Genomic DNA, 22,638 nt, shown 5'->3' with positions numbered 1-22,638 from the left:
ATGTGATTAACAAAGGTTATTTAAACGAAACATATAAAACTTATAAATTACTTACCGATACAAAAATTAGCAAAAATGTTTCCTAATAATTCATCGTTTGTCACCTGACCTGTAATTTCACCGAAATAATATAAAGCCTGACGGATGTCAATTGCCATTAAATCGGCAGATACATTGGTATCTAATCCCCATTGCACTTTCTGAATTTCTTCTAAAGCTTTTATCAACGAATCATAATGGCGCGTGTTGGTTACAATAGTTTCGTTATTACGAAGCGCACCGGTATTTACAAAGCTTATCAGCTGTTTTTTTAAGGCATCAATTCCTTCTTTATTTTTGGCAGAAATCGTTTCTAGCTTAACATTTAAACTGGTCAGTTGATTTTTAATAACTTCAATTTCATCATTCTTTAATAAATCCACTTTATTAATTACAACAATTAAAGGTTTTTGCGGATATTTATTTTTAACTTTTTCAATCTCAACAATATAATCTGCAGCTTGATTTTTAAATTTCAAGCTATCGAACAAATAAACAACAACTTGCGATTGCTCTATCTTTTCGAACGTCTTTTGAATTCCTATACTTTCTACCACATCTTTTGTTTCGCGAATTCCGGCGGTATCAATAAATCGAAAACCGATTCCTTCAATTACCAATTCATCTTCAATGGTATCGCGCGTAGTTCCGGCAATATCTGAAACTATGGCACGTTCTTCGTTTAACAAAGCATTTAAAAGAGTCGATTTTCCAACATTCGGTTCACCTACAATGGCTACGGGAATCCCATTTTTAATCACGTTTCCAACCGCAAAAGAATCTATCAATCGTTTTAAAACAAACTGAATTCTGTTTACCAGATCTCGAAATGCTGTTCGATCGGCAAACTCCACATCTTCTTCAGAAAAATCCAACTCTAATTCAATCAGAGAGGCAAAATTCAGCAGTTCTTCACGCAATTTGGCAATTTCGTTACTGAATCCGCCCCTCATTTGCTGCATGGCTATTTGGTGCGACGCTTCATTATCTGATGCTATTAAATCGGCTACTGCCTCGGCTTGTGATAAATCCATTTTTCCATTTAAAAATGATCGCATGGTAAATTCGCCGGCAGTTGCCATTCTGCAGCCTTTTCTCAATAAAAGTTGTATGATTTGCTGTTGGATAAAAGTAGATCCGTGACACGAAATTTCAACCGTAGGCTCACCTGTGTAAGAATTATTCCCTTTAAAAAGCGATACCAGCACCTGATCAATGATTTTTTCATCGTCTTTAATAAAACCCAAATGAAGCGTATGCGTTTTCTGTTTGCACAAATCTTTATTTTTTACAGACTGAAAAACATCAGCAACCAAATCAATTGCCTGCGGTCCCGAAACACGGATTAATGCTACTGCACCAGCGCCCGATGCCGAAGCCAATGCTACTATTGTATCGTTTAAAATCATAAACCAAATATTGAAATGCAAATTTACGCCAACTTTATAAATCCTGCTAATTTTAAAAGCTTGTGTATACTGAAAAAAAACGCAATATTTTTTTACAATCATTTAATTTTTTGTAATTTAATAGCGACAAACCAACAGCTCAAGATTATGAAAAAGATTCTTTTCCCAACCGATTTTTCAGAAACTGCAAACAATGCATTTGTTTACGCTTTGAAGCTTGCCAAAAGTATTGATGCCGAAATTTATGTTTTGAATACGTATGAAATGCCTGTAATTTCTACGACTTCTGCCGGACAGCCAGAACTGATTCAGAATGTATATAATTCTATTGAACTGAATAATTTTGATAATTATAAAAAACAGGTTCCGAAATTAAGAAGTATTGCGACAGATGTTGATTGTAGCGATATTAAACTGACTTTTATTTTTGAGGAAGGAATTATGCTTTCGATTCTTCATAAAATAATTCGCGATGAAAATATTGATTTTATTGTGATGGGAACAAACGGAAATTCCGGGTTTGAAAAGAAATTACTCGGATCGAACACCGTTCATGTAATGGAAAATGTTGATATTCCGATTTTAAGTGTTCCACGCAAAGCTGAATTTAAACGCTTGAATAATTTTGGATTTGCAACAATGCTTCGCGACAGTGATAAAGCAGGATTGCATCAGATAATTAAGATTGCAAAATCTTTAAATGCCGATGTAAAAGTGTTGCATGTTTTACGGAAAGAAAATCCTGACGCTATGAACGTTTTAAACAGTTGGAAAGAGGAGTTTAACAATGAAAATGTGACTTTTCATACCGTTTTAAACGAAAAATTAGACGAAAGTGTTTTCTTTTTTATAGATGATCAGTTAATTGATGTAATGTGCATTGTGAAACGTCATTTAAACTTTTTCGAAAAGATTTTCATAACCAGTTTAAGTAAGCAATTATCGTATCATGCCGATGTTCCCGTATTGGTTTTAAAAGAACAAAAAAGCAAGTAAATACTTGCTTTTTTTATGTTTATCTATTTCTCAAAATCAAATAAATTACCAAAGGCGCACCTAAAATTGAAGTCACTGCGTTTATCGGTAAAACGAACTGTTCGCCTGGTAACTGACAAATAATATCGCAGGTAATTAATATTAAAGCACCCATGATTATGTTCCCTGTAAACAAATGAAAATGATTGGTGGTTTTATAAATGATTCGTGTAATGTGCGGAACTGCCAAGCCTATAAATGCAATTGGTCCTACAAAAGCAGTACAAACCGCAACCAACATACAGGTTACCAAGATTATTAAAAACTTGATTTTTTTAATGTTTAATCCCATGCTTCTGGCATAGCCTTCGCCCATTAAAAGCGTGTTTAAAGATTTGTTCAGCAAGAAAGATCCTGCCAAGGCTGTACATAAAATTGGAACTATAAAATAAATCTGCTGCCACGAAATGTTTCCTAAACTGCCTAAATTCCAAAAAGTGAATTTCTTTAATTCTTCGGCTGTCGAAAAATAAGCCAGAACATTCACAAAAGCACTTGTAAAACTGCTGAACATCAACCCCACAATTAACAGCGTAGCAATTTGTTTTATGCGTTGCGATATCCCTAAAATAATGAACATTACCAAAACGCTTCCGGCTAAAGCAAACAAAATAATGGTAAGGTTGCCTGTTAGGTAATTTTGCAGTGTGAGTGAAAACAAACTTTTCCCCAATATACAGATTGCTACACCCAGACTTGCCCCCGAACTTACGCCTAAAATATAAGGTTCAGCCATTGGGTTCTGAAAAAGTGTCTGCATCATCATTCCCGCAATTGAAAGCGCTGCACCAACAACACAGGCAATGACTAATTTAGGTAATCGATATTCTAAAACAATGTATTCCCAGCTTGCTTTTCCTGAAAAGTTACCGCTTAAAATTTCCAAAATAGCGATTACAGGAATTCGTACCGACCCAATTACAAGGTTTAAAACCGCTGCAACTATAAGCAATACAAGAAAAAGTAAATGGTATTTGGAATATTTTGCAAACATTATTTTAAGGCTTCAATAAATGCTGGTTTGTAATTTGGTAAAACGTTTGGATGAAGGATCGAAATTAAATCTTTCAATACCAAATCCGGACGATTTGGTGCATCTTCATAAAAAATGATACCGCCGGTTGGTCCTTTTTTGATTGAATACGAATAGATTTTTTTGTTTTGAAACGCAGCAAATTTTCCATAATGTTTGTTGGCTGCCACCATTTGATCGAACGTTGTAAATTCGCCCGGACCAATCCAAACATCGCCGTTCATAGCTTTTTCAAAAACAGCTTCAAACGATAACGACAAACTTCCCGTACCTTTTGTATCGCTCCACAAATAATTTCCGCCGGCATCTTTTATAAATTCAGCCATCCAGCTTTCGCCTTGCGGAACGTACCAAACATCCTGAAAAATGGCTCCGCTTAAAACGGTTGGTCGATTCGTTACGTTGTTGACTAATTTTTTAGCGTTGTTGTATTCTGAAACAATGTTGTTAAAATATTCGTTGGCTTTTTGCTGTTGATCAAACAAAACTCCGAAAAACTTTACCCATTCTGCTTTTCCCAAAGGCGATGTTTCTACCCAATCGGCATTGTATAAAACGGGAATTCCGGCTTTTTCGAACTGATTGAATTTTGCCGTTTCACTGTCCATACTCAACCCGACGATTAATTGTGGTTGCAAATCGACCGTTTTTTCGAAATTCAAACTGTGTTTATCTGACAATTCTTTTACTTTTCCGGCATCGATTTTTTGACGAACATCGGCAGATGAAATGTAATCTAAATTAGGAAAACCAACCAGTTTGTCGGTTTCATTTAAAGCAACAATCGAAGAAATATGTGTGGTTGATGTTGCTACCAGATTTTTAACCGGCGTTTGTATAAAAGTGTATTTTGCCAAACTGTCTGGCAGGTTTTTGTTAGATTTTGCACAAACGTACGTAAACGTTTTAGTGGCATTTGGCCAAGGTTTGGTAACCTTCATTACAACAAAACCGTTGTAGTTGTGTATTTCTAATCCGTTGGCGAATTCAATGCTGTTTTCAACTTTTGCAGTTGTAGTTTCAGTCGTTTTTTTACAGCTTACAAAAACTATAAAAACCGTTAGCAATACATATTTTGATAGATTCATTTTTGCACTTTTAGTTGCGCAAAGATAGTTTAACAAAAAGTATTTTTTAAGTTTCTGTTTAATTATTGCCGATTTTAGTACGATTGTGTACTGCTTTTGATTGATTTTGTGTTGCTACTGATCCAATTTATTTTGACTATTTTATTTTTTATTATAAATTTCAAAGTCGAGAGACTTTACGTATTGAGTTTATAATGCATTTATGGTTTGTAAATCTTTATAAATTTTTTCACTAATAGGATGTAATTTCGAAAAGAGATATTTATAAAAATTATCTTCGGTTTCATGTTTATCTAATAATTGATGAAATTGTTGCTTTAAATTGAATCTATTTGTCCGTTCAATTAAATCTTTTTTGTTAATCTTGATTTCATAAGAATCTTGAAAAATGTGACAAGCATTATGACGTTTATAACGAATAAATTCTAATTCGGTTTCTGAAATTTCATCTTTCAAAGCTACTAATCCTGCAACCAAAGTCTCATACCATTTTTCTAACTTTTTATTATTGATATTGTGTAAAACATTTAAAGCATCATTTGCATAATCCAATCCAGCAGTTAAAAGTTCGTAAAGTTTAATATAATATGAACTTTCATACACAGAATCGAATTCCGAATTTAAACGATTGTCTAGATAAAAGAATATTCTCAACCACTGCTCAAATTGAGCTTTTTGAGTAAACATTTTAAGTGTAAAATCATATGTATCTTCTGGTTTCATATAATTAAATTAAAAGTTAAAATATAATAAATGTATTGTAGCTTGCAAAAGTAGTGAATGAACCTCGCTTCGCAAAGTTGAGTACTATCAATTTACCATTCATCAATAATCCAAGACGGATAATCATCTACATAAATCCATTGGTTTTGTTCTTTTCGTATAAAAATAAAACTCCGGCAAATTTGATTGTCTCTGCAGTAAAACGAAAACAAATAGCAACCTTTTGTAAAAGAATCGTTGAATACGGCGCGATAAACTTTATCTGCCTTAAAACAATATTCATCATTGCACGAATCATTTTCTGTGGTAAACTGGTAGTACGATTGATCTAATTCTTTAGCAGAAAACAATTTGTCAGTGTCTTTGTAATGTATCTGCCTTTTAATTAAATCGATATATTCTTCGCCAATAATCGTATCCAACCGCGCCATATTGTTATACTTAAAATCATCAAGCAAATTATTATAATTGTCATCCCAATCTGCATTTTTTCGAAGATCGTTGTTTAATGGTTTGTACTTATAAGCATAAAGTGTGTCGCTTATTTGTACTCGAATTTTTCTGGTTTTTAATTCTGCTGAAATACTGTTGGAAATATCATCCAAACTATCAACTAAAATATGAACAAGTTCCTGCTTTTTAAGGGAATCTTCTTCCATTACAATTCCCATTTTATAGGCAAACTGCAACATTTCATATCCTTTTTTCCCTTTGATGTAACTCGCAACCGAATTTGGACTTGTATCTAAATACTGACTTAATGTTTCTCTGATGATTTTTTTCTCTGTTTCAAAATCGATTTTCTGCGAAAAGGAATTTATCGTAAATAAAACAAAAATCAGATTTAAAAGTATTTTCATTGTGGTACTATTCATAATTTTAAAGATAATTTAAAAAATATTATTTTTTTGTAGAATTGGTATTACAAACTTTAATTTGCAATATTGATAAAATAGAGTACTTTTGCCAGATATTAGGTTGCAATTTTTTGCATTAATAGGGAAATAGGTGCGATTTTTTCAATTCCTATGCTGTTCCCGCAACTGTAAGCTTTGTTTGTAACGAACTTTTGTTTTTAACTACGCCACTGAATTTTTTTGGGAAGGCAAAAACAAGAAGCAAGCCAGGAGACCTGCCTAATGATTACTAATTGATTTCGCCTTCGGAGAAAAGGTTAAACAAATGAACAAAGCGGTCGTTTATTCTTTATTTTTTTCAACTTTTAGCTACATTGCGTATTCGCAGAGTAATTCTTCTATTGAATTAGACGAACTTATTATTGAAAAAAGCAAAATTTCTAATCAGTCTAAATCACAGAATTCCATTGTTTTAAACGATTCTTTGGTAGAGAACAGCGTTGGAACATTTACAGATTTTCTTCAGAAAAACACTACACTATATTTTAAGGAAAACGGTTACGGAATGGTTAGTTCACCGTCTTTTCGTGGAACAACCGCACAACAGACCAGTGTTTTATGGAACGGAATTAAGATAAATTCATCCCTATTAGGTCAGACCGATTTTAATTCTACAGCTTTTAAAAGTTACGATAATATTGTTGTAAAACCAGGTGGCGGAAGCGTTCTATACGGAAGCAGCGCTATTGGCGGAACCATTCATTTAAACAATCAACTGGAGTTTAACCGAAAAACCGAGAATGAAATTCAACTGAATTATGGCAGTTTTAATACGCAGGGAATTCATTATAAAATTTCGACCGGATTTGACAAATTTGCCGTAAATGCTCATTTTGGTTACAATAAAAGTGATAATGATTATGAATGGATTGGTAAAAATCGTAAAAATATAAACGGACAGTTTTTCAATACCGATTTTGGTGCCGAACTTGCCTACAAAATAAATACAAACAATACGGTTGAATTTTATTCATCAACTTACAATGATGACCGCCATTTTGCTTTGCTGACACCATATCAGACAAAAACAAAATATCAGAATAATTACAATCGAAATCTGTTAAAATGGCATTATAAAACCAATCGGTTTTTGAATACGTTTTACGTAGCGAATATTAAAGAATCATACAGTTATTTTGATCAATTGCCTACTGACAGTAAATCGGGCGGAAAAGCGAATACTTTATATTTTAAGAACGAAAGTTTTTATAATGTGTTGCAGAATTTTAAATTGTCGGGATTTTTAGAATATCAAAAAACAACAGGCGAAGGCCAAGGTTCGGGTTTACCTTTTTCAACACAGGAAATTTTTGCTGTAAGTGTTTTAGGAAATTATGATTTTACAAATCGTTTAGGAATTGAAATTGGTGCGAAAAACGAAATGGCAAAAGATTACGAAAATCCGTTTTTGTTTTCGGCAGGACTTTATTACAACACCGAATTTTATCAGTTAAAAATAAACTCATCTAAAAATTACCGCATACCAACATTCAACGATTTGTATTGGCAACCGGGCGGAAATTTAAATTTAAAACCCGAAACAAGTTATCAGTTCGATATAAACAATAACTTTAAATACAAATCAGTAACTTTTAATATATCAACTTATTACACATCAATCACAAACATGATTCGATGGATTCCTACAAACGCCGGTTTTTGGGAAGCTAATAATTTTGATGAAGTTACTATTTATGGAGCCGACCTTTTTTTCAATCTGAAAAAGCAATGGAATAATCATACTGTTCAGCTAAATTCTAATTACGGCTACACCAAATCAATAGATAAAAAAACAGAAAAACAGCTTACTTATACACCTTTACATAAGTTTAATGTGCAACTTTTTTACGGTTATAAAAATTTCAGTATTGCACCATCATTCTTGTATGTGGATCAAATATTTACAACAGCATCAAATGACAAAACAAGTGCTTTAGCTGGTTACGGAATAATTGATGTAGATATTCAGCAGAAAATCAAAATTAAAAACAATCCATTTATCATCAATTTAAAAATAAAAAACTCCGCAAATACGGTTTATACAAACATGCCCGAACGCGTAATGCCGGGCAGAAATTATCATATACAATTAATTAAAAAGTTTTAAAAATGAAAAAAATTTTAGCTCCAATGTTTGCTGTTGCACTTTTGTACAGCTGTAGTAATTCTGATGACAACTCGATTCCTGTAAACCCAGACGAAAAATATTTAGACGGTTTTTTTGCATCGAACGAAGGTAACTTTACAAAAGCAAATGCATCAACATCACACATCAACGGCGGTATAACTACTATTACAAACGATATTTTCAGAACATCAAACGGTCGTGCCTTAGGCGATGTTTCACAACACATGGTTGTTACAGATAAGTATGTTTTTGTAGTTATGAACAATTCAAACACTATTGAAGTGGTTAACAAAAAAACATTTAAATCGGTACACACCATTAGCCAAAACTTAAATTCGCCACGTTACGCAGTTATTAAAAACAATAAATTGTATGTTACGAGCTTAAATGACAAATCTGTAAATGTTTACAATGCAGAAACTTTTGCTTTTGTAAAGGAAATTGAATTGAACAATACAGCTGAACAAATTGTTGCTGCCGGCGAATATATTTATGCAGCGAATGGTTTTTACAGTGGCGGAACAGCTGTTGAAGTAATTAATCCTACAAGCGACACCAATACTACTGATATTGCTTTTGAAAGCGCAATAAACGGTATTACCACAAACGGACAATTTGTTTATGTTTTAGGAAGTACAGATGCTTCAAGCAGTATTTCAATTGTAAGCAACACAACTATTTCATCTACAAAAGAACTTACTCAAGCAAACAGCCGAAATATTGTAAATGACGGATCAAACATTTACTATACAGCTGGTACAGGTATTTACAAAATGAATAATTCGTTCGCATCGGCAAGTACAAAATTATTTGATGTTGCTTCAGGTGATCAATATTCTGTTTTATATGGTTTTAATGTAATCAACGGAACTATTTTTACTTCGGATGCGAATGGTTTTACTGATAATTCTAAAATTGTTATTTACAAAGAAGACGGAAGTATTGTTAAAGAATTCACAGGCGGTATAGGAACCAACGGTTTTTATAAGTTTTAAATATTAAAAAAAAAATAGTATAAAAGCTCCTTTAGGAGCTTTTATTATTTAAGTATTACAACGTAGTATAATAAATACTAATCAATTTTCTACAAGCTTTATAATGTAAAGTATCAGATGATTATCCTAATGATTTTAATTGATTTAATATTGATAAGCACCTTTCCTTCTTAATCAATTTTGGAATAATCAAACATTAGAAATAGCAACCTTTTCTCATTTACTAAAGTTTTAATGCAGCTAAATTGCGACAACAGTCAATTGGCTTGTAGATGCATACAAAATTTAACCAACATATCTACTTAATGCGATTATATAAAACATCACATTTCTACTTTAGCGAATTTACCTTACTCATATAATTTCTTTCTATAATTGATTATGATCATATTATTATTGAAAACAGATTTACTTTTACTTACTATTCGTTTTAAAAATAACATGTTTCAATACAAACTAATCAAAAATAAAGTATATTTGTATACTATAAAATTTCATTATGAAATATAATCTTGTTAAAAAAACGGTAGATTTGGTGGAAGAATTCGAATTATCTAATACAGATAACAGATATCCTGACAGCATTTCTGGTTTTAAAAAATGGGTTGCCGACAATTATACACAGCCACTTCGTTTTAAAACTCCTGAATGGGAAGGTAAAGATTTGGGGAGAAGTGCCGAAAGTGTTATAAGCACGCTTCTTGTACACATGAACCGTTTTGCTAAAAATTATTCAAGAGCTGCAATTTCAGGATCGGATTTTTCTACTCAAGAAGATTTTATCTATCTGATTAACCTTAAAGCGTTTGGTGAAATGACGAAGATGGATCTCATCAAAAAAAATGTGCACGAAAAACCGGCAGGTATTCTAATTATCAACAGATTAATGCAGAAAGGTTGGGCAGTTCAAAAAGATTCCGAAACAGATAAACGCAGTAAAATTATAAGTATTACCCAAGAAGGTTTGCAGGTTTTGGATCAGCAGATGGAAAAAATTCGTACGGCGACCATGCTTGTGTGCGGTAATTTATCAGAACCTGAAAAATTGGAATTAATAAAACTGCTTACCAAACTCAACGAGTTTCATGTTCCTATTTATCAAAAAAATACCGATTTGGAAAAGCTTTTAGACGAAGCCAATCTGTACAAAAAACAAATCTTGTAATGAAAAAGAAAATAGCTGTCATAGGTTCCGGTTTCTCTGGATTGTCTGCTGCTGCGTATGCTGCAAAAGCTGGTAATGAAGTTCATGTATTTGAAAAGCACGACCAACCGGGAGGCAGAGCCAGACAGTTTACCACCGATAACGGTTATGTTTTTGACATGGGCCCAAGTTGGTATTGGATGCCTGATATTATCGAAAATTTCTTTGCTGATTTTGGTTATAAATCATCAGATTTTTATAAGCTTGTTTCGTTGAATCCACAGTTTGAAATGATTTTTTCGGATGCTAAAATTGCTGTTCCCGAAAATTATGAAGAATTAAAACAAACAGTTGAACATATTGAAACCGGAGCTGCTGCTCAACTTGAGCGTTTTATGGAATCGGCAAAATACAAATATAAGGTGGGAATGCAGGAATTCGTTAACAAACCTTGTTATAACTGGTTGGAATTTGCATCGCCAAAAATTGCGATCAGTGTGTTAAAGCTTGATCTGCTTACCAATTTCAGAAGGTATGTTTCCAAATACTTCAAAAGTCCAAAATTACAGGCGCTCATGGAATTTCCAGTTATTTTCCTTGGAGCATCGCCCAAAAATATTCCCGCTTTGTATAGTCTTATGAATTATGGCGGCTACGTTTTGGGAACTCATTATCCAATGGGCGGCTTTTACAGTCTGGTATCGGCAATGAAAAAAGTTGCAGAAAATCAGAGTGTACATTTTCACTTTAATCATTCCATAGAAAAGATTCATGTAGAAAATAACCGTGTGGTTTCAATCGAAACCAATGGTAAAATTTTGGAATTTGATAGTATTATCGCTTCATCAGATTATCATCATACCGAAAGTCTTTTAGATGCAGAATATAAAAATTACGACGAAAATTACTGGAAAAATCGAACCTTTGCTCCATCGAGTCTTATTTTTTATTTAGGAATTAAAGGGCGTATTCCAAACCTAACCCATCATACGTTGTTTTTTGAAAACGATTTAGATGTGCATATCGACTGTATTTACAGCGGAAAGAAATGGCCCGAAAAACCACTGTTCTATGCATGTTGTCCTTCTAAAACCGATGCTGCAACAGCTCCCGAAAATTGTGAAAATCTATTTCTGCTGATGCCGATTGCTACCGGAATTAATGATGAAGAATCGATAAGAGAACACTATTTAAAGGAAATGTTATACAGAATTGAAAAACATACCGGAGTAAGTAATCTGTACGATAAAATCGATTACAAAAAAAGTTACTGCGTATCAGAATTTATTGAAGATTACAATGCTTATGGCGGAAATGCCTATGGCTTGGCAAATACACTGAATCAAACGGCAGTACTTAAACCCAAAATTCGCAACAAAAAAGTAAACAACCTGTTTTATACCGGACAGCTTACCGTTCCCGGACCGGGAGTTCCGCCCGCAATTATATCGGGAAAAATAGTCGCTAAAGAAGTCAACAAACTAAAAATATAAGCTATGAAAAAATTGTTTGATGAATTGGCTTACGAAGTAAGCAAGAAAACCACCGAGAAGTACAGCACCAGTTTTTCATTGGGTATTTTGGCACTTAAACCCGCCATTCGCAAAAGCATTTACGCCATTTACGGCTATGTGCGCCTTGCCGACGAGATTGTTGACAGTTTTCATGGATACGACAAGGAAAAACTACTGAACAGACTGACCATTGAAACCGAAACTGCTTTGCAGGAAGGCATCTCACTGAACCCAATTTTACAGTCGTTTCAGGAAACTGTGATTCAATATGACATCGACCGAGCCCTTATTGCACAATTTCTGCATAGCATGTCTATGGATCTTCATCAGATTGATTATAATTCTAATCTTTATAACGAATACATCTACGGTTCTGCCGAAGTGGTTGGATTGATGTGTCTGCAGGTTTTTACCGAAGGAAACAGAAAGCAGTTTGATGAACTGAAACCTTATGCAATGAAACTGGGATCGGCTTTTCAAAAGATAAATTTTCTAAGAGATTTAAAAGAAGATTATCAAACCCTGGGTCGCAGTTATTTTCCGAATGTAGATATGGAACTTTTCGATCGTGACATCAAATATCAAATCGAAAAAGAAATCGAAGAAGAATTTGCTGAAGCCTTAATCGGAATAAAAAAACTGCCAAATTCATCAAAATTCGGGGTTTATCTGGCATATAAATATTATTTGCTGCTGTTTTCGAAAATTAAGAAGAAATCGCCGGTAGAAATATTATCGAACAGAACCCGCGTTCCTAATGCACAAAAAGCGTATGTGGCATTTAAAAGTTACCTGCGTTACAAGGCTGCGGTTTTGTAAATATTCCGAATAAAAATCGTTTAAAAGAGAACTGCTATGAATTTTTTAATTGCGTTTATCACTTTTGTATTGATGGAAGGAGCTACCTGGCTAATTCACAAATACATTATGCACGGTTTTTTATGGACGTTGCACAAAGATCATCACGACCACAGTACAGAAGGTGCTTTTGAACGAAATGATTATTTTTTCGTGATATTTGCCCTGCCTACAATCGCTTTGATGTATTTTGGTTCGCTTGCCAATTTCAACTACATTTTTTTTATAGGATTAGGAATTATGCTTTACGGCATGACCTATTTTTTTGTACACGATATATTTATACACCAACGTTTTAAATTTCTTACCCGAACAAACAACTCATATTTCATGGCATTACGCCGTGCACACAAACAGCATCACAAACATATTGGCAAAGAACACGGTGAATGTTTCGGATTTTTATATGTTCCATTCAAGTATTTTAAAATGTACGCCAAAACCTCCAAAAAATGATTTCGTATACCTACTCTGCCATTCTGTTTTTCACGATAATTGTCTGTTTTATTGCTTCGTTTGACCACCGAATTAAATTCAACCGTTATTTTGTTCCTTTTATAAAAGCTGCAATTGTTGTAGCAATACCGTTCATTTTATGGGATGTATGGTTTACATCGAAAGGTGTTTGGTGGTTTAACAACGATTATACACTTGGAATTATCTTAGCAGGACTTCCGTTGGAAGAATGGCTGTTTTTTATATGTATTCCATTTTCTTGTGTGTTTACCTATTTTTGTTTTGATCTGTTTTTTAAATGGAACAAACTCAGCAGTTTCAATAACATTATTGTTTTTGTAAGCATTATAGGTTGTTCTTTGATCGCATTGTTACATTATGATAAAGTTTATACTTTGGTAACCGCTGTAGCAATTATTTTAACCCTTATATATCTGCATTTTATTGCACGCGTACCTTGGATAGGCAAAGCATCTGCAGTATACACTATATTAATGTTAGGCTTTTTTCCAGTGAATGGAATTTTAACCGGTACCGGTTTGGAATCGCCTATTGTAAATTATAATCCTAATGATTTTTTAGGTATTAGAATACTTACCATACCCATAGAAGATGCGGTTTACGGATACACGCAGTTTTTATTGGTGCTTTATTTCTTCAAACGTTTTAAAGGAATCACTAATGAAGACTAAAATCAGTATTTTTTGGTTTAGAAGAGATCTTAGATTGGACGATAATACCGGTTTGAATCACGCATTAAACTCCCGATTTCCCGTTCTGCCCATTTTTATATTTGATGAAGATATATTGAACAAGCTCGATGACAAAGAAGATCGCAGAGTTGACTATATTCATCAGGCATTGCAGAACATAAACAATAAACTGAAGGTAAACAACAAGTCAAAACTTACCACTTTTTTAGGAAAACCGTCGGACATCTTCAAAAAACTACACGCAGAATACGATATTCAATCGGTTTATTGCAATCACGATTATGAACCACAAGCTATCAATCGCGATAGGCAAATCTTCGATTTCTTCAAAACCTACAGTATTCCGTTTAAGGCATATAAAGATCAGGTGATTTTTGATAAATCAGACATTACAAAACTAGACGGATTGCCTTATACCGTTTACACACCTTATTCTAAAAAATGGAAACTGCAATTTCAAACCAATGAGATAAAAAGCATCGCAGTTAATAATCACAACTATTTAACGCAAGATTTTAAAGAGATTTTATCGTTAGATACCATAGGTTTCCATAAGACTGATTTTCTTTTTCAAGATCCCGTTTTAGATCTTTCAATCATTAAAGAATATGATAAATATAGGGACTTCCCTGCCCCTACAACGAACCACAAAACTTGGAACAGCCTTGAGATTTGGAACCATCAGCGTTAGAAAATGTGCTGCCTTTGCAGCCAAACACAACCAAACCTGGTTGAACGAACTTATCTGGCGCGAATTTTTTATGCAGGTCCTTTATCATTTTCCAAACGTTACCAACGAGTCATTTAAACCCGTTTATGATACAATAATCTGGCGCAACAACGAACAGGAATTCGAACGCTGGTGTACGGGCACTACGGGATATCCCATTGTAGATGCAGGAATGCGACAGTTGAACAAAACCGGTTATATGCACAACAGAGTACGCATGATTACGGCGAGTTTTCTTTGTAAACACCTGCTTATAGACTGGCGTTGGGGTGAAGCTTATTTTGCCCAAAAATTGAATGACTACGATTTGTCAGCAAACAACGGAAACTGGCAATGGGCAGCAGGTTCGGGTTGTGATGCTGCACCGTATTTCAGAGTATTTAATCCGCACCTTCAGACAGAAAAGTTTGACAAAGATTATGAATATATAAAAAAATGGATTCCCGAGTACGGAACAGTTGCTTATCCACAACCAATCGTTGAACATTCTATCGCAAGAGAACGCGCCCTTACAGCATACAAAACTGCCTTGAAGAAAGAAGGTTAATTTAGTATTGAATTAAAATTCTACAGTAAATATTATTTTATCTGAAATAATCCTATCCTCCTTTTTTTGATACAATCATCATCTAATAAAAAACACACCGAAGGGTGTACTTTTCTACTAAATAAAAAATCCGTACTAAAATAAACACTTTTAAATAAAGTTTTCTCCCAACCACAACAGTACAGGGAATAAAAAACTAAGTACAACCCAAACGACATAAGATAATTTTTGTTTCATAACCATACTGCTTTATAAGGGAGATTAACACTAATTTAATACTGATCAAATGTACAAAAACAATTTTAAAATTTAGTATATTTTTATACTATTTATAAAATTAATTTAGTTTTTATATATACATAAAAAATCTATTTTTCACACAGTTTGTAGAATATTTTCTCCCGCCAATTTGTGTATTTTAGTTATGGTATCTACAAAACCAGAAATTAGTATATAAAAAGTGCTCTAATACCAATTAGAACACATATTTATTAATATTCTGTTAAGAACTGGCACACGTTTTGAATTAGATATTATGCTTTGAAATAGAATTGAAACCTTTATTTGGTACAAATACCCATCCAACGTGATGGGCGTTTTTTATGTTGATAATTCATGCTTACATTATAAAAAGTGAGTGCTGAAACACTCACTTTATAAGTAAACCGCTGTAGAAAGTAAAAACCTAATACCAAGTGCATGACTTTCGGTTTATTCTTACATTAATACTTCCAACATAATGCCATTTTAAAAAACTATACAGATTCTAACAAAATTTTAATACTATCATATATTTATGATTTCTTCTTTTTTGAATTGATATTTTACAATTTGATATACACGATTAAAAAAGCGACTTATAAAGTCGCTTTATATTATTCAAAGAGATTTCTTTTTAGTATTTTAATTATTCCAGCCGCCACCAAGCGCTCGGTAAACCGCAACTGTTGTTTTTAACTGCTGCATTTTTGTTTCAACCAATTCAAATTTAGCTTCTAAAGCCTCACGCTGCGTAAGTAAAACTTCCATGTAATCTGCCCGAGCGGATTTAAACAGATCGTTTGAAATGGTAACCGACTGTGTCAATGCATCAACTTCCTGAGTTTTTAAATCGTAGGTATTCTGCAGGTTGTCAATTTTAGACAGCTGATTTGCTACTTCGATATAAGCCTTTAAGATTGTCTGCTCGTACTTGTAAACTGCCTGAATCTGCTTCGCATTAGCATTATAATATGCTGCTTTGATAGCATTACGATTGACAAGCGGAGCAGCCAAATCTCCTGCAAGAGAATAAAGCAACGACTGCGGATTAAATAAAAATGAAGGATTAAAAGCACGATACCCCACGCCCGCAGAAATACCAAGCGACGGATAGAATCTTGCTTTTGCCGATTTTATATCCAGTTTAGAAGCTGTCAGTTCCATTTCAGCCTGTTTGATGTCCGGACGATTTGCCAGCAGATCTGCAGGTAAACCGGTGTAAACCGCTTCAGGAACCATGTTTACAAATTCAGTTGTACTTCGATCTACATGTTGCGGAAATCTACCTACCAAGAAATTAATCTGGTTTTCTGTTTCCACAATCTTCTGTTGAATTTCGTATTGCAGAGCAGTTGTTTTTAACACCTGTGCCTGAAATCTTTTTACAGCCAGTTCGTTGGAACGTGCAGATTGTTTCAACAGTTTTACGATTTCGAAGGCATTATTCTGAATTTTGATATTCTGCTGTACGATCTCCAGTTCATTATCTAATGCCAACAGTTCGTAATACGATTCTGCTATTTCTGCCACTAGATTAGTTTTCATGAAATTCTGACCTTCTATGGTTGCCAAATATCTGTTCACAGCAGCCTTTTTTGCATTGTGAAGTTTTCCCCAGATGTCAGCTTCCCAATCTGCATAAAGTCCAACACCAAAATCAGCCAAAGGTTCGGGCATTTCCTTACCTGGCTTTATTTCTGTGGTAGCTTCCATCGCACCAATATTCGTATAACGGGCTGCTTTTTCCACTCCAACTCCAGCCTTTATACCAACAGAAGGCAGATATTCTCCTTTTCGTGCACGGATTTCGTTTTTAGAAATTTCAATTTCCTGTAAGGTAATATTCAGTTCCTGATTATTCTTAAAAGCCGTTTCGATCAGGTTCTGCAAATTAGCATCCTTAAAATACTCGTTCCAATTAATTCTGCCCGAGTTTAAACTATCGTTTGCAACCTCTGTAAAAATATCAGGTACCGAACGGTTTTCTGTTTTTTCGGGTACATTTAATGATTTACAGGCCGCCATGCTTAAAATCACACAAGTAGCAACTGCATATCTATATATTTTTCTCTTATTCATTTTAATAAATATCTTTTGTTAAAGGTGTCTCATCTTCATTTTTAATCATCTTTCTACCGTCTGCAAGTTTTGCAAAAATCACATAAAGTCCCGGAATAACCAGCACACCGAACACCGTTCCAAAGAACATACCGCCCAGTGCTGATGCCCCGATGGTATGATTACCGATTGCCCCTGCTCCATGTGCAAAAATCAAAGGAATCAATCCCGCTATGAATGCAAAAGATGTCATAAGGATCGGACGGAAACGAACAGTAGCAGCTTCCACAGCGGCATCTAAAATAGTTGCTCCGCTCTGCCTTTTCTGGACGGCATATTCTACGATAAGCACGGCATTTTTTCCCAGCAGACCAATAAGCATGATGAGTCCAACCTGTGCATAAATATCATTTGCAAGTCCCATTGCTTTTAACATAAAGAACGATCCGAAAACACCAACAGGTAACGATAAAATTACGGCAAGCGGCAATATAAAACTTTCATATTGTGCTGCGAGTACCAAGTAAACAAAGATCAACACCACTCCGAAAACGTACAAAGCTTCATTACCACGTTGGGCTTCATCAAACGAAAGACCTTCCCATGCAATCTTGTAACCGTGCGGAAGTGTTTTTACAGCCGTTTCGTTAATAGCCGCAATCGCATCTGCCGTTGTATAACCCGCAGCCGGAAGTCCGCGGATTGAAGCTGAATTGTACATGTTGTAACGGGTAATTTCGTTCGGTCCCTGTGTTTTTTTCAACTTCATAAAAGAAGAATACGGCACCATTTCACCGGTATCATTTTTCACATACAGATTTAAAATATCTGAAGGCAGACTTCTAAATTCGGGAGACGATTGCACGTACACCTTAAAAAACTGACCAAAACGGATAAACCCCTGTTCGTAAGTACTTCCCACCAAAATATTCAAATTCTCCATAGCCTTACCTATTGACACCCCTTTCTGCATGGCTGCGCTGTTATCAAACTCTAACTCGTACTGTGGATAATTGGCAGCAAAGAAGGTAAATACCCCAGTAAGTTCTTTACGTTTACCCAAATTCGCCATGAATTCTTTGTTGATCTTATCAAACTCATGATAATTGGTAGAAGCATTTTGATCAAGCAAACGCATAGAAAATCCACCAGAAGAACCAAATCCCGGAATTGCAGGTGGTTCAAAAAATTCAATCACCGCCCCCAAGTTTCTGGTTTTACCTTCCAGTTCTTCCATAATTTCGGTGACGGTATGCTCACGATCTCCCCAACTTTTTAAATTGATCAAACATGTTCCGGCGTTAGAACCACGACCTTCGGTCATGATTTCGTATCCTGCCAAAGAAGCAACCGATTCCACTCCATCGACTTCCTTACATATTTTTTGAAGATTACGCGCTACCTGATTAGTCTGTTCTAAAGTTGATCCTGGCGGCGTCTGAATTACCGCATAAATCGTCCCCTGATCTTCACTCGGAATAAATCCTCCCGGCAGAAAGTAGTTCTGAACATAAATTCCCGCACAAAAAACGAGTAAAACTGTCCAAGTAACCGATTTTCTATTGACGATTTTCTTTAAAATCACAACATATTTACCCGTAAGCTTTTCGAATCCACGGTTAAATGCATCGATAAAACGTGTAAGCAGATTCACTTTTTTAGGTTTCCCGTGGTTATTTTTAAGCAATATGGCACACAAAACCGGCGTAAGCGTTAAGGCAATAACCGCAGAAATAACAATAGCACTCGCCATAGTTATAGAAAATTGGCGATAAAAAGTTCCCACGGGTCCGGTCATAAACGAGATAGGCAGAAAAACCGACACCATAACCATTGTAATTGCTATAATGGCACCGCTAATTTCGCCCATAACCTCTTTTACAGCTTTGTAGGGCGATACGTGTTTTTCTTCCATTTTAGCATGAACCGCCTCGACCACCACAATGGCATCATCGACTACGATACCAATTGCCAAAACCAAAGCGAACAAAGTCACCAAGTTAATTGAAAGTCCGAAAATCTGCATTACAAAAAAGGCTCCGATTAAGGATACTGGCACTGCGATGATAGGAATCACAGTAGATCGCCAGTCGCCCAAGAAAATGAATACTACTACAGCTACCAATATAAAAGCATCGCGCAAAGTGTGTAATACCTGTTCAATAGAAGCGTCCAAAAATTGCGAAACGTCGTAACTTATTTTATAATCTACACCCGGTGGAAAATTCTGTTTCATATCTTCCAACTTCAACTTTACCTGTTCAATCACCTCATTTGCATTACTGCCGTAATTTTGTTTCAGCATGATTGATGCCGATGGATCACCGTCCAGATTTGAATAGATATCAAAAAACTCACTACCCAATTCAACCTTTGCAATGTCTTTTAGTTTGATATTTTCCCCTTGCGAATTTGCACGAATGATAATTCCTTCATATTCTTCAGGCTTATTGTACTGCCCCTTATAGGTAAGCACATATTCCAATGACTGTGCGGCAATACCCGAACTCTGTCCGATTCTTCCCGGACGACCAATAATACTTTGTTCGCCAATTGCCTTCATAACTTCATCAACCGAAACATTATAGGCACGCATACGTTCAGGATTCAACCAGATACGCATGGCATAACGGCGACTTCCTAAAATCTGTGCTTTAGCAATACCCTTTACCCTGTTAATTTCGGGAATGATGTTTACGGTAGCGTAATTGTACAGAAACTTTTCGTCCATACTTTTATTTTTGCTGTACAAGTTCACGTACATCAGCATACTGGGTTGTATCGGCGTAACAATCACCCCTTCTTTCTGAACCAGTTCCGGAAGCAGTGGCATTACCTGATCAACTCTGGTCTTGACGAGTACAACTGCTTCGTTGGGATCTGTTCCCGGATCAAAAACTACATTAAGCGTAGCTTCGCCGGCACTGGTAGCATCGGTAGAAATGTACCGCATGCCCTGCACACCGTTAATGGCATTTTCAAGTGTAATTAGCGACGATTTTACCAAAACGTCTGCACTTGCACCGGGATAAGCGATAAAAACACTTACGGTTGTTGGTGCAATCTGCGGAAATTGTGAGGTTGGCAACTGTTTTATGGCAAGTGCACCCACAAAGAGGATTACGACCGATATTACAATTGCGAATACCGGTCTGTGTATGATTTTTTTAAACATTTGAAAGTTTTTTAGTTACTCTGCATACAATTCAAGGCTTGACAATGCTTTTTGCGGAGTGATGAATTTAGTTGTGATTTTATCGTTTTCTTTTACCAGACGAAGACCTTCCAACAAGATCTGATCATCTTTTTGAATACCCGACTGCACCACATACACATGCGGAATTTCGGCTGCAATTTTAATTTCGCGCGCCTTAACAGTGTGATCTTTTGTAACCACAAATACATACTTTTTATCTAAAACCTCAAATGTTGCTTTCTGCGGAATAAGCAGTGCATTTTTGTAAGGTGTAGTGATCACTACATTTCCTGTTTGACCGAAACGCAGCAGACTTTTAGGGTTAGAAAATGTGGCACGATAGGCAATATTTCCTGTTTCATTATCAAAATCGGCTTCAATTGTTTCAACAACTCCTTCGTTTTCGAACATTTTTCCGTTTGCCATTTTCAATCCTACGCGCAAAAGACCGTCTTTTGGTTTTTCGCTCATCTGGTCAAGATATTCGGCTTCGGGAACGTTGAAATACACCCACATTTTACTGTTATCAGCCAATTCCGTCAAAAGATCACCTTCGGTAATCAAACTACCTACACGTACATGGAATCGATCGATAATTCCATCGAAAGGAGCTCTGATTTCGGTAAACTGTAAATGCGTTTTCATAGCTGCAACTTCTGCCGAAGCTTTACTATATCTAGCCTTTGCCATTGCCAATTCGTTAGCGGCAACCACATTATTATCGTAAAGCTGTTTGGTGTTTTTATATTCAATCTGTGCATAATCAGCTTCCGCTTTTGCACGGTTCACATCAGCTTCGTACAGATTTGGCATGATCTTAAACAGCAATTGTCCTTTTTTTACGAACTGACCTTCATCTACATAAATTTTCTGCAGGTATCCTTTTTCCTGTGCGCGGATTTCGATATGGTTTACAGATTTTATCTGTGCCACATAATCTTTTAATATTATGGTATCCTTTACGAGCGGAGTTGTTATGGAAAGTGTTGTTTTTTCGTGTTTTTCTTCTTTATGAGACTGGCAACCAATATGCAGTAAAGCTATACAGAAGCTTACCAACATAAGACCTTTTTTTATCATGTTTGTTAATTTTAATGATCTTGAAAATTCAAATAAATACGTGCAAGCCTGCATTCTGTCAGTAATTGACGAACGGTGAGCCTACAAAATTCAAAAAATCATTAAAAAATCACAGTCGCATGACCTGTAGTCTGATATACAGGGCACTGTGCAAAAAAGAATTAAAACGGGAATATTTAAAACGAACAGAACGCTGTTCATTAAAGCCTTTGCCCGATAAAATCTGGGCAAAGCGAAGTACTTCAAATTTAAAAAGAGCTTTTGCCTTTTTAAGAGTCAACGTATTTTGAGCCTCGAACTGTGTTTCGGGACAGCTTCCTTTAGAATGGCTTACAAATGTTCGTTGAAGATTTTGTTTATGAAAACTACTTTCCTTCACCTTTTTTAGAACAAGGTGAGAAGCAACTTTTTTGTCAGGATGAAGATATGCTGAATCTGCCTGTGTGTTTTCTTTACCAAACTGCAAAGGTTGCGCGTTGTTTGGAAAACATGTAAATGCCACAAAAAGTAATGCAGCAATCGACAGGCAGTATTTTAGAAATCTTGTTTTCATTCTGCGGGTAAAAGTATTTAAAAAACTAAAACGCATAATAGCTGTACTGATAAATAAAAGTTAAATTTATTAACAATAATACATCAGGCATTTGTAAGTTGATAAATCGCTTATTTGATTTTTGAAGAAGATGTATTAAATATCCTACATTTGCATAAATA

17 protein-coding genes, 1 pseudogene and 1 riboswitch are annotated in these 22,638 nt (G+C 35.1%); of the genes and pseudogenes, 9 read left to right on the top strand and 9 right to left on the bottom strand.

All coding sequences use genetic code 11. The annotated features are described in order from the left end of the window. Positions 1–47 precede the first annotated feature (47 nt). Entirely contained in the window at positions 48–1,448 is a 1,401-nt protein-coding gene (gene mnmE / locus F0460_RS14040; protein ID WP_150014322.1) for a tRNA uridine-5-carboxymethylaminomethyl(34) synthesis GTPase MnmE, read from the bottom strand. Between the two features lie 147 nt (positions 1,449–1,595). Here mnmE and F0460_RS14035 point away from each other — a divergent pair, with 147 nt between their 5' ends. Then, the gene (locus F0460_RS14035; RefSeq protein ID WP_190304162.1) at positions 1,596–2,444 is read left to right on the top strand and encodes a universal stress protein; all 849 of its coding nucleotides are present in this window, start codon (positions 1,596–1,598) and stop codon (positions 2,442–2,444) included. A gap of 19 nt (positions 2,445–2,463) precedes the next feature. Here the strand turns inward: F0460_RS14035 and F0460_RS14030 are convergent, their stop codons facing one another. From F0460_RS14030 to F0460_RS14015, 4 genes are all read right to left on the bottom strand, one after another. Next, positions 2,464–3,477 (bottom strand): iron ABC transporter permease, encoded by a 1,014-nt coding sequence (locus tag F0460_RS14030; protein WP_150014318.1) that lies wholly within the window; start codon positions 3,475–3,477, stop codon positions 2,464–2,466. Then, positions 3,477–4,604 (bottom strand): ABC transporter substrate-binding protein, encoded by a 1,128-nt coding sequence (locus F0460_RS14025; protein WP_150014316.1) that lies wholly within the window; start codon positions 4,602–4,604, stop codon positions 3,477–3,479. Before F0460_RS14025 ends, F0460_RS14030 begins: the two co-directional genes overlap by 1 nt. A 189-nt stretch (positions 4,605–4,793) precedes the next feature. Continuing rightward, a complete protein-coding gene (locus F0460_RS14020) occupies positions 4,794–5,327 on the bottom strand; it encodes a hypothetical protein (protein WP_150014314.1) in 534 nt (177 codons plus the stop codon). 92 nt (positions 5,328–5,419) lie between these two features. Next, positions 5,420–6,202, bottom strand: a complete 783-nt coding sequence (locus tag F0460_RS14015; RefSeq protein ID WP_150014312.1) for a hypothetical protein — start codon at positions 6,200–6,202, stop codon at positions 5,420–5,422. 83 nt (positions 6,203–6,285) lie between these two features. Continuing rightward, positions 6,286–6,481: riboswitch (cobalamin riboswitch) on the top strand. A gap of 28 nt (positions 6,482–6,509) precedes the next feature. Between F0460_RS14015 and F0460_RS14010 the strand changes: the two genes are divergently transcribed. From F0460_RS14010 to F0460_RS13975, 8 genes and pseudogenes are all read left to right on the top strand, one after another. Then, positions 6,510–8,351, top strand: coding sequence for a TonB-dependent receptor plug domain-containing protein (locus F0460_RS14010; RefSeq protein WP_150014310.1), 1,842 nt, complete (start codon positions 6,510–6,512; stop codon positions 8,349–8,351). Positions 8,352–8,353: 2 nt separating this feature from the next. Further along, a complete protein-coding gene (locus tag F0460_RS14005) occupies positions 8,354–9,367 on the top strand; it encodes a YncE family protein (protein WP_150014308.1) in 1,014 nt (337 codons plus the stop codon). Between the two features lie 499 nt (positions 9,368–9,866). Continuing rightward, complete coding sequence (locus F0460_RS14000; protein ID WP_150014306.1) at positions 9,867–10,532, top strand: MarR family winged helix-turn-helix transcriptional regulator; 666 nt, start codon at positions 9,867–9,869, stop codon at positions 10,530–10,532. Further along, positions 10,532–12,004: a phytoene desaturase family protein gene (locus F0460_RS13995; protein ID WP_150014304.1), complete on the top strand. Its 1,473-nt coding sequence runs from the start codon at positions 10,532–10,534 to the stop codon at positions 12,002–12,004. The genes F0460_RS14000 and F0460_RS13995 overlap by 1 nt, the downstream gene beginning before the upstream one ends. A gap of 3 nt (positions 12,005–12,007) precedes the next feature. Beyond that, positions 12,008–12,844, top strand: coding sequence for a phytoene/squalene synthase family protein (locus F0460_RS13990; RefSeq protein WP_150014302.1), 837 nt, complete (start codon positions 12,008–12,010; stop codon positions 12,842–12,844). Between the two features lie 36 nt (positions 12,845–12,880). After that, on the top strand, positions 12,881–13,339 hold the full coding sequence (locus F0460_RS13985) for a sterol desaturase family protein (RefSeq protein ID WP_150014300.1): 459 nt from the start codon (positions 12,881–12,883) through the stop codon (positions 13,337–13,339). Beyond that, entirely contained in the window at positions 13,336–14,031 is a 696-nt protein-coding gene (locus F0460_RS13980) for a lycopene cyclase domain-containing protein (protein WP_150014298.1), read from the top strand. Before F0460_RS13985 ends, F0460_RS13980 begins: the two co-directional genes overlap by 4 nt. Then, a pseudogene (locus F0460_RS13975) lies at positions 14,021–15,329 on the top strand (cryptochrome/photolyase family protein). The gene F0460_RS13980 and the pseudogene F0460_RS13975 overlap by 11 nt, the downstream one beginning before the upstream one ends. Before the next feature lie 903 nt (positions 15,330–16,232). Here F0460_RS13975 and F0460_RS13970 read toward each other — a convergent pair. The 4 genes from F0460_RS13970 to F0460_RS13955 all read right to left on the bottom strand — a co-directional run bounded on the left by F0460_RS13970 (position 16,233) and on the right by F0460_RS13955 (position 22,477). Further along, positions 16,233–17,669 (bottom strand): TolC family protein, encoded by a 1,437-nt coding sequence (locus F0460_RS13970; RefSeq protein WP_150014296.1) that lies wholly within the window; start codon positions 17,667–17,669, stop codon positions 16,233–16,235. A 1-nt stretch (position 17,670) separates the two neighbouring features. Further along, on the bottom strand, positions 17,671–20,823 hold the full coding sequence (locus F0460_RS13965) for an efflux RND transporter permease subunit (RefSeq protein WP_150014294.1): 3,153 nt from the start codon (positions 20,821–20,823) through the stop codon (positions 17,671–17,673). A 15-nt stretch (positions 20,824–20,838) separates the two neighbouring features. After that, entirely contained in the window at positions 20,839–21,924 is a 1,086-nt protein-coding gene (locus F0460_RS13960) for an efflux RND transporter periplasmic adaptor subunit (protein WP_150014292.1), read from the bottom strand. A 109-nt stretch (positions 21,925–22,033) separates the two neighbouring features. Further along, positions 22,034–22,477, bottom strand: coding sequence for a hypothetical protein (locus F0460_RS13955; RefSeq protein WP_150014290.1), 444 nt, complete (start codon positions 22,475–22,477; stop codon positions 22,034–22,036). Between the last annotated feature and the right edge of the window lie 161 nt (positions 22,478–22,638).

This window comes from Paenimyroides baculatum (genome assembly GCF_008629655.1).
Taxonomy (GTDB): Bacteria; Bacteroidota; Bacteroidia; order Flavobacteriales; family Flavobacteriaceae; genus Flavobacterium; species Flavobacterium baculatum.
This window is presented reverse-complemented; position numbering and strand designations above follow the sequence as displayed.

What these genes read in the sequence shown, in the direction of transcription:
- F0460_RS14035 (WP_190304162.1), top strand. Translation starts at nt 1,596, where the DNA reads ATGAAAAAGATTCTTTTCCCAACCGATTTTTCAGAAACTGCAAACAAT.
- F0460_RS14020 (WP_150014314.1), bottom strand. Translation starts at nt 5,327, where the DNA reads ATGAAACCAGAAGATACATATGATTTTACACTTAAAATGTTTACTCAA.
- F0460_RS13960 (WP_150014292.1), bottom strand. Translation starts at nt 21,924, where the DNA reads ATGATAAAAAAAGGTCTTATGTTGGTAAGCTTCTGTATAGCTTTACTG.
- F0460_RS13980 (WP_150014298.1), top strand. Translation starts at nt 13,336, where the DNA reads ATGATTTCGTATACCTACTCTGCCATTCTGTTTTTCACGATAATTGTC.
- F0460_RS14025 (WP_150014316.1), bottom strand. Translation starts at nt 4,604, where the DNA reads ATGAATCTATCAAAATATGTATTGCTAACGGTTTTTATAGTTTTTGTA.
- F0460_RS13985 (WP_150014300.1), top strand. Translation starts at nt 12,881, where the DNA reads ATGAATTTTTTAATTGCGTTTATCACTTTTGTATTGATGGAAGGAGCT.
- F0460_RS14005 (WP_150014308.1), top strand. Translation starts at nt 8,354, where the DNA reads ATGAAAAAAATTTTAGCTCCAATGTTTGCTGTTGCACTTTTGTACAGC.
- F0460_RS13970 (WP_150014296.1), bottom strand. Translation starts at nt 17,669, where the DNA reads ATGAATAAGAGAAAAATATATAGATATGCAGTTGCTACTTGTGTGATT.
- F0460_RS13955 (WP_150014290.1), bottom strand. Translation starts at nt 22,477, where the DNA reads ATGAAAACAAGATTTCTAAAATACTGCCTGTCGATTGCTGCATTACTT.
- mnmE (WP_150014322.1), bottom strand. Translation starts at nt 1,448, where the DNA reads ATGATTTTAAACGATACAATAGTAGCATTGGCTTCGGCATCGGGCGCT.
- F0460_RS13965 (WP_150014294.1), bottom strand. Translation starts at nt 20,823, where the DNA reads ATGTTTAAAAAAATCATACACAGACCGGTATTCGCAATTGTAATATCG.
- F0460_RS13995 (WP_150014304.1), top strand. Translation starts at nt 10,532, where the DNA reads ATGAAAAAGAAAATAGCTGTCATAGGTTCCGGTTTCTCTGGATTGTCT.
- F0460_RS14030 (WP_150014318.1), bottom strand. Translation starts at nt 3,477, where the DNA reads ATGTTTGCAAAATATTCCAAATACCATTTACTTTTTCTTGTATTGCTT.
- F0460_RS14015 (WP_150014312.1), bottom strand. Translation starts at nt 6,202, where the DNA reads ATGAATAGTACCACAATGAAAATACTTTTAAATCTGATTTTTGTTTTA.
- F0460_RS14000 (WP_150014306.1), top strand. Translation starts at nt 9,867, where the DNA reads ATGAAATATAATCTTGTTAAAAAAACGGTAGATTTGGTGGAAGAATTC.
- F0460_RS13990 (WP_150014302.1), top strand. Translation starts at nt 12,008, where the DNA reads ATGAAAAAATTGTTTGATGAATTGGCTTACGAAGTAAGCAAGAAAACC.
- F0460_RS14010 (WP_150014310.1), top strand. Translation starts at nt 6,510, where the DNA reads ATGAACAAAGCGGTCGTTTATTCTTTATTTTTTTCAACTTTTAGCTAC.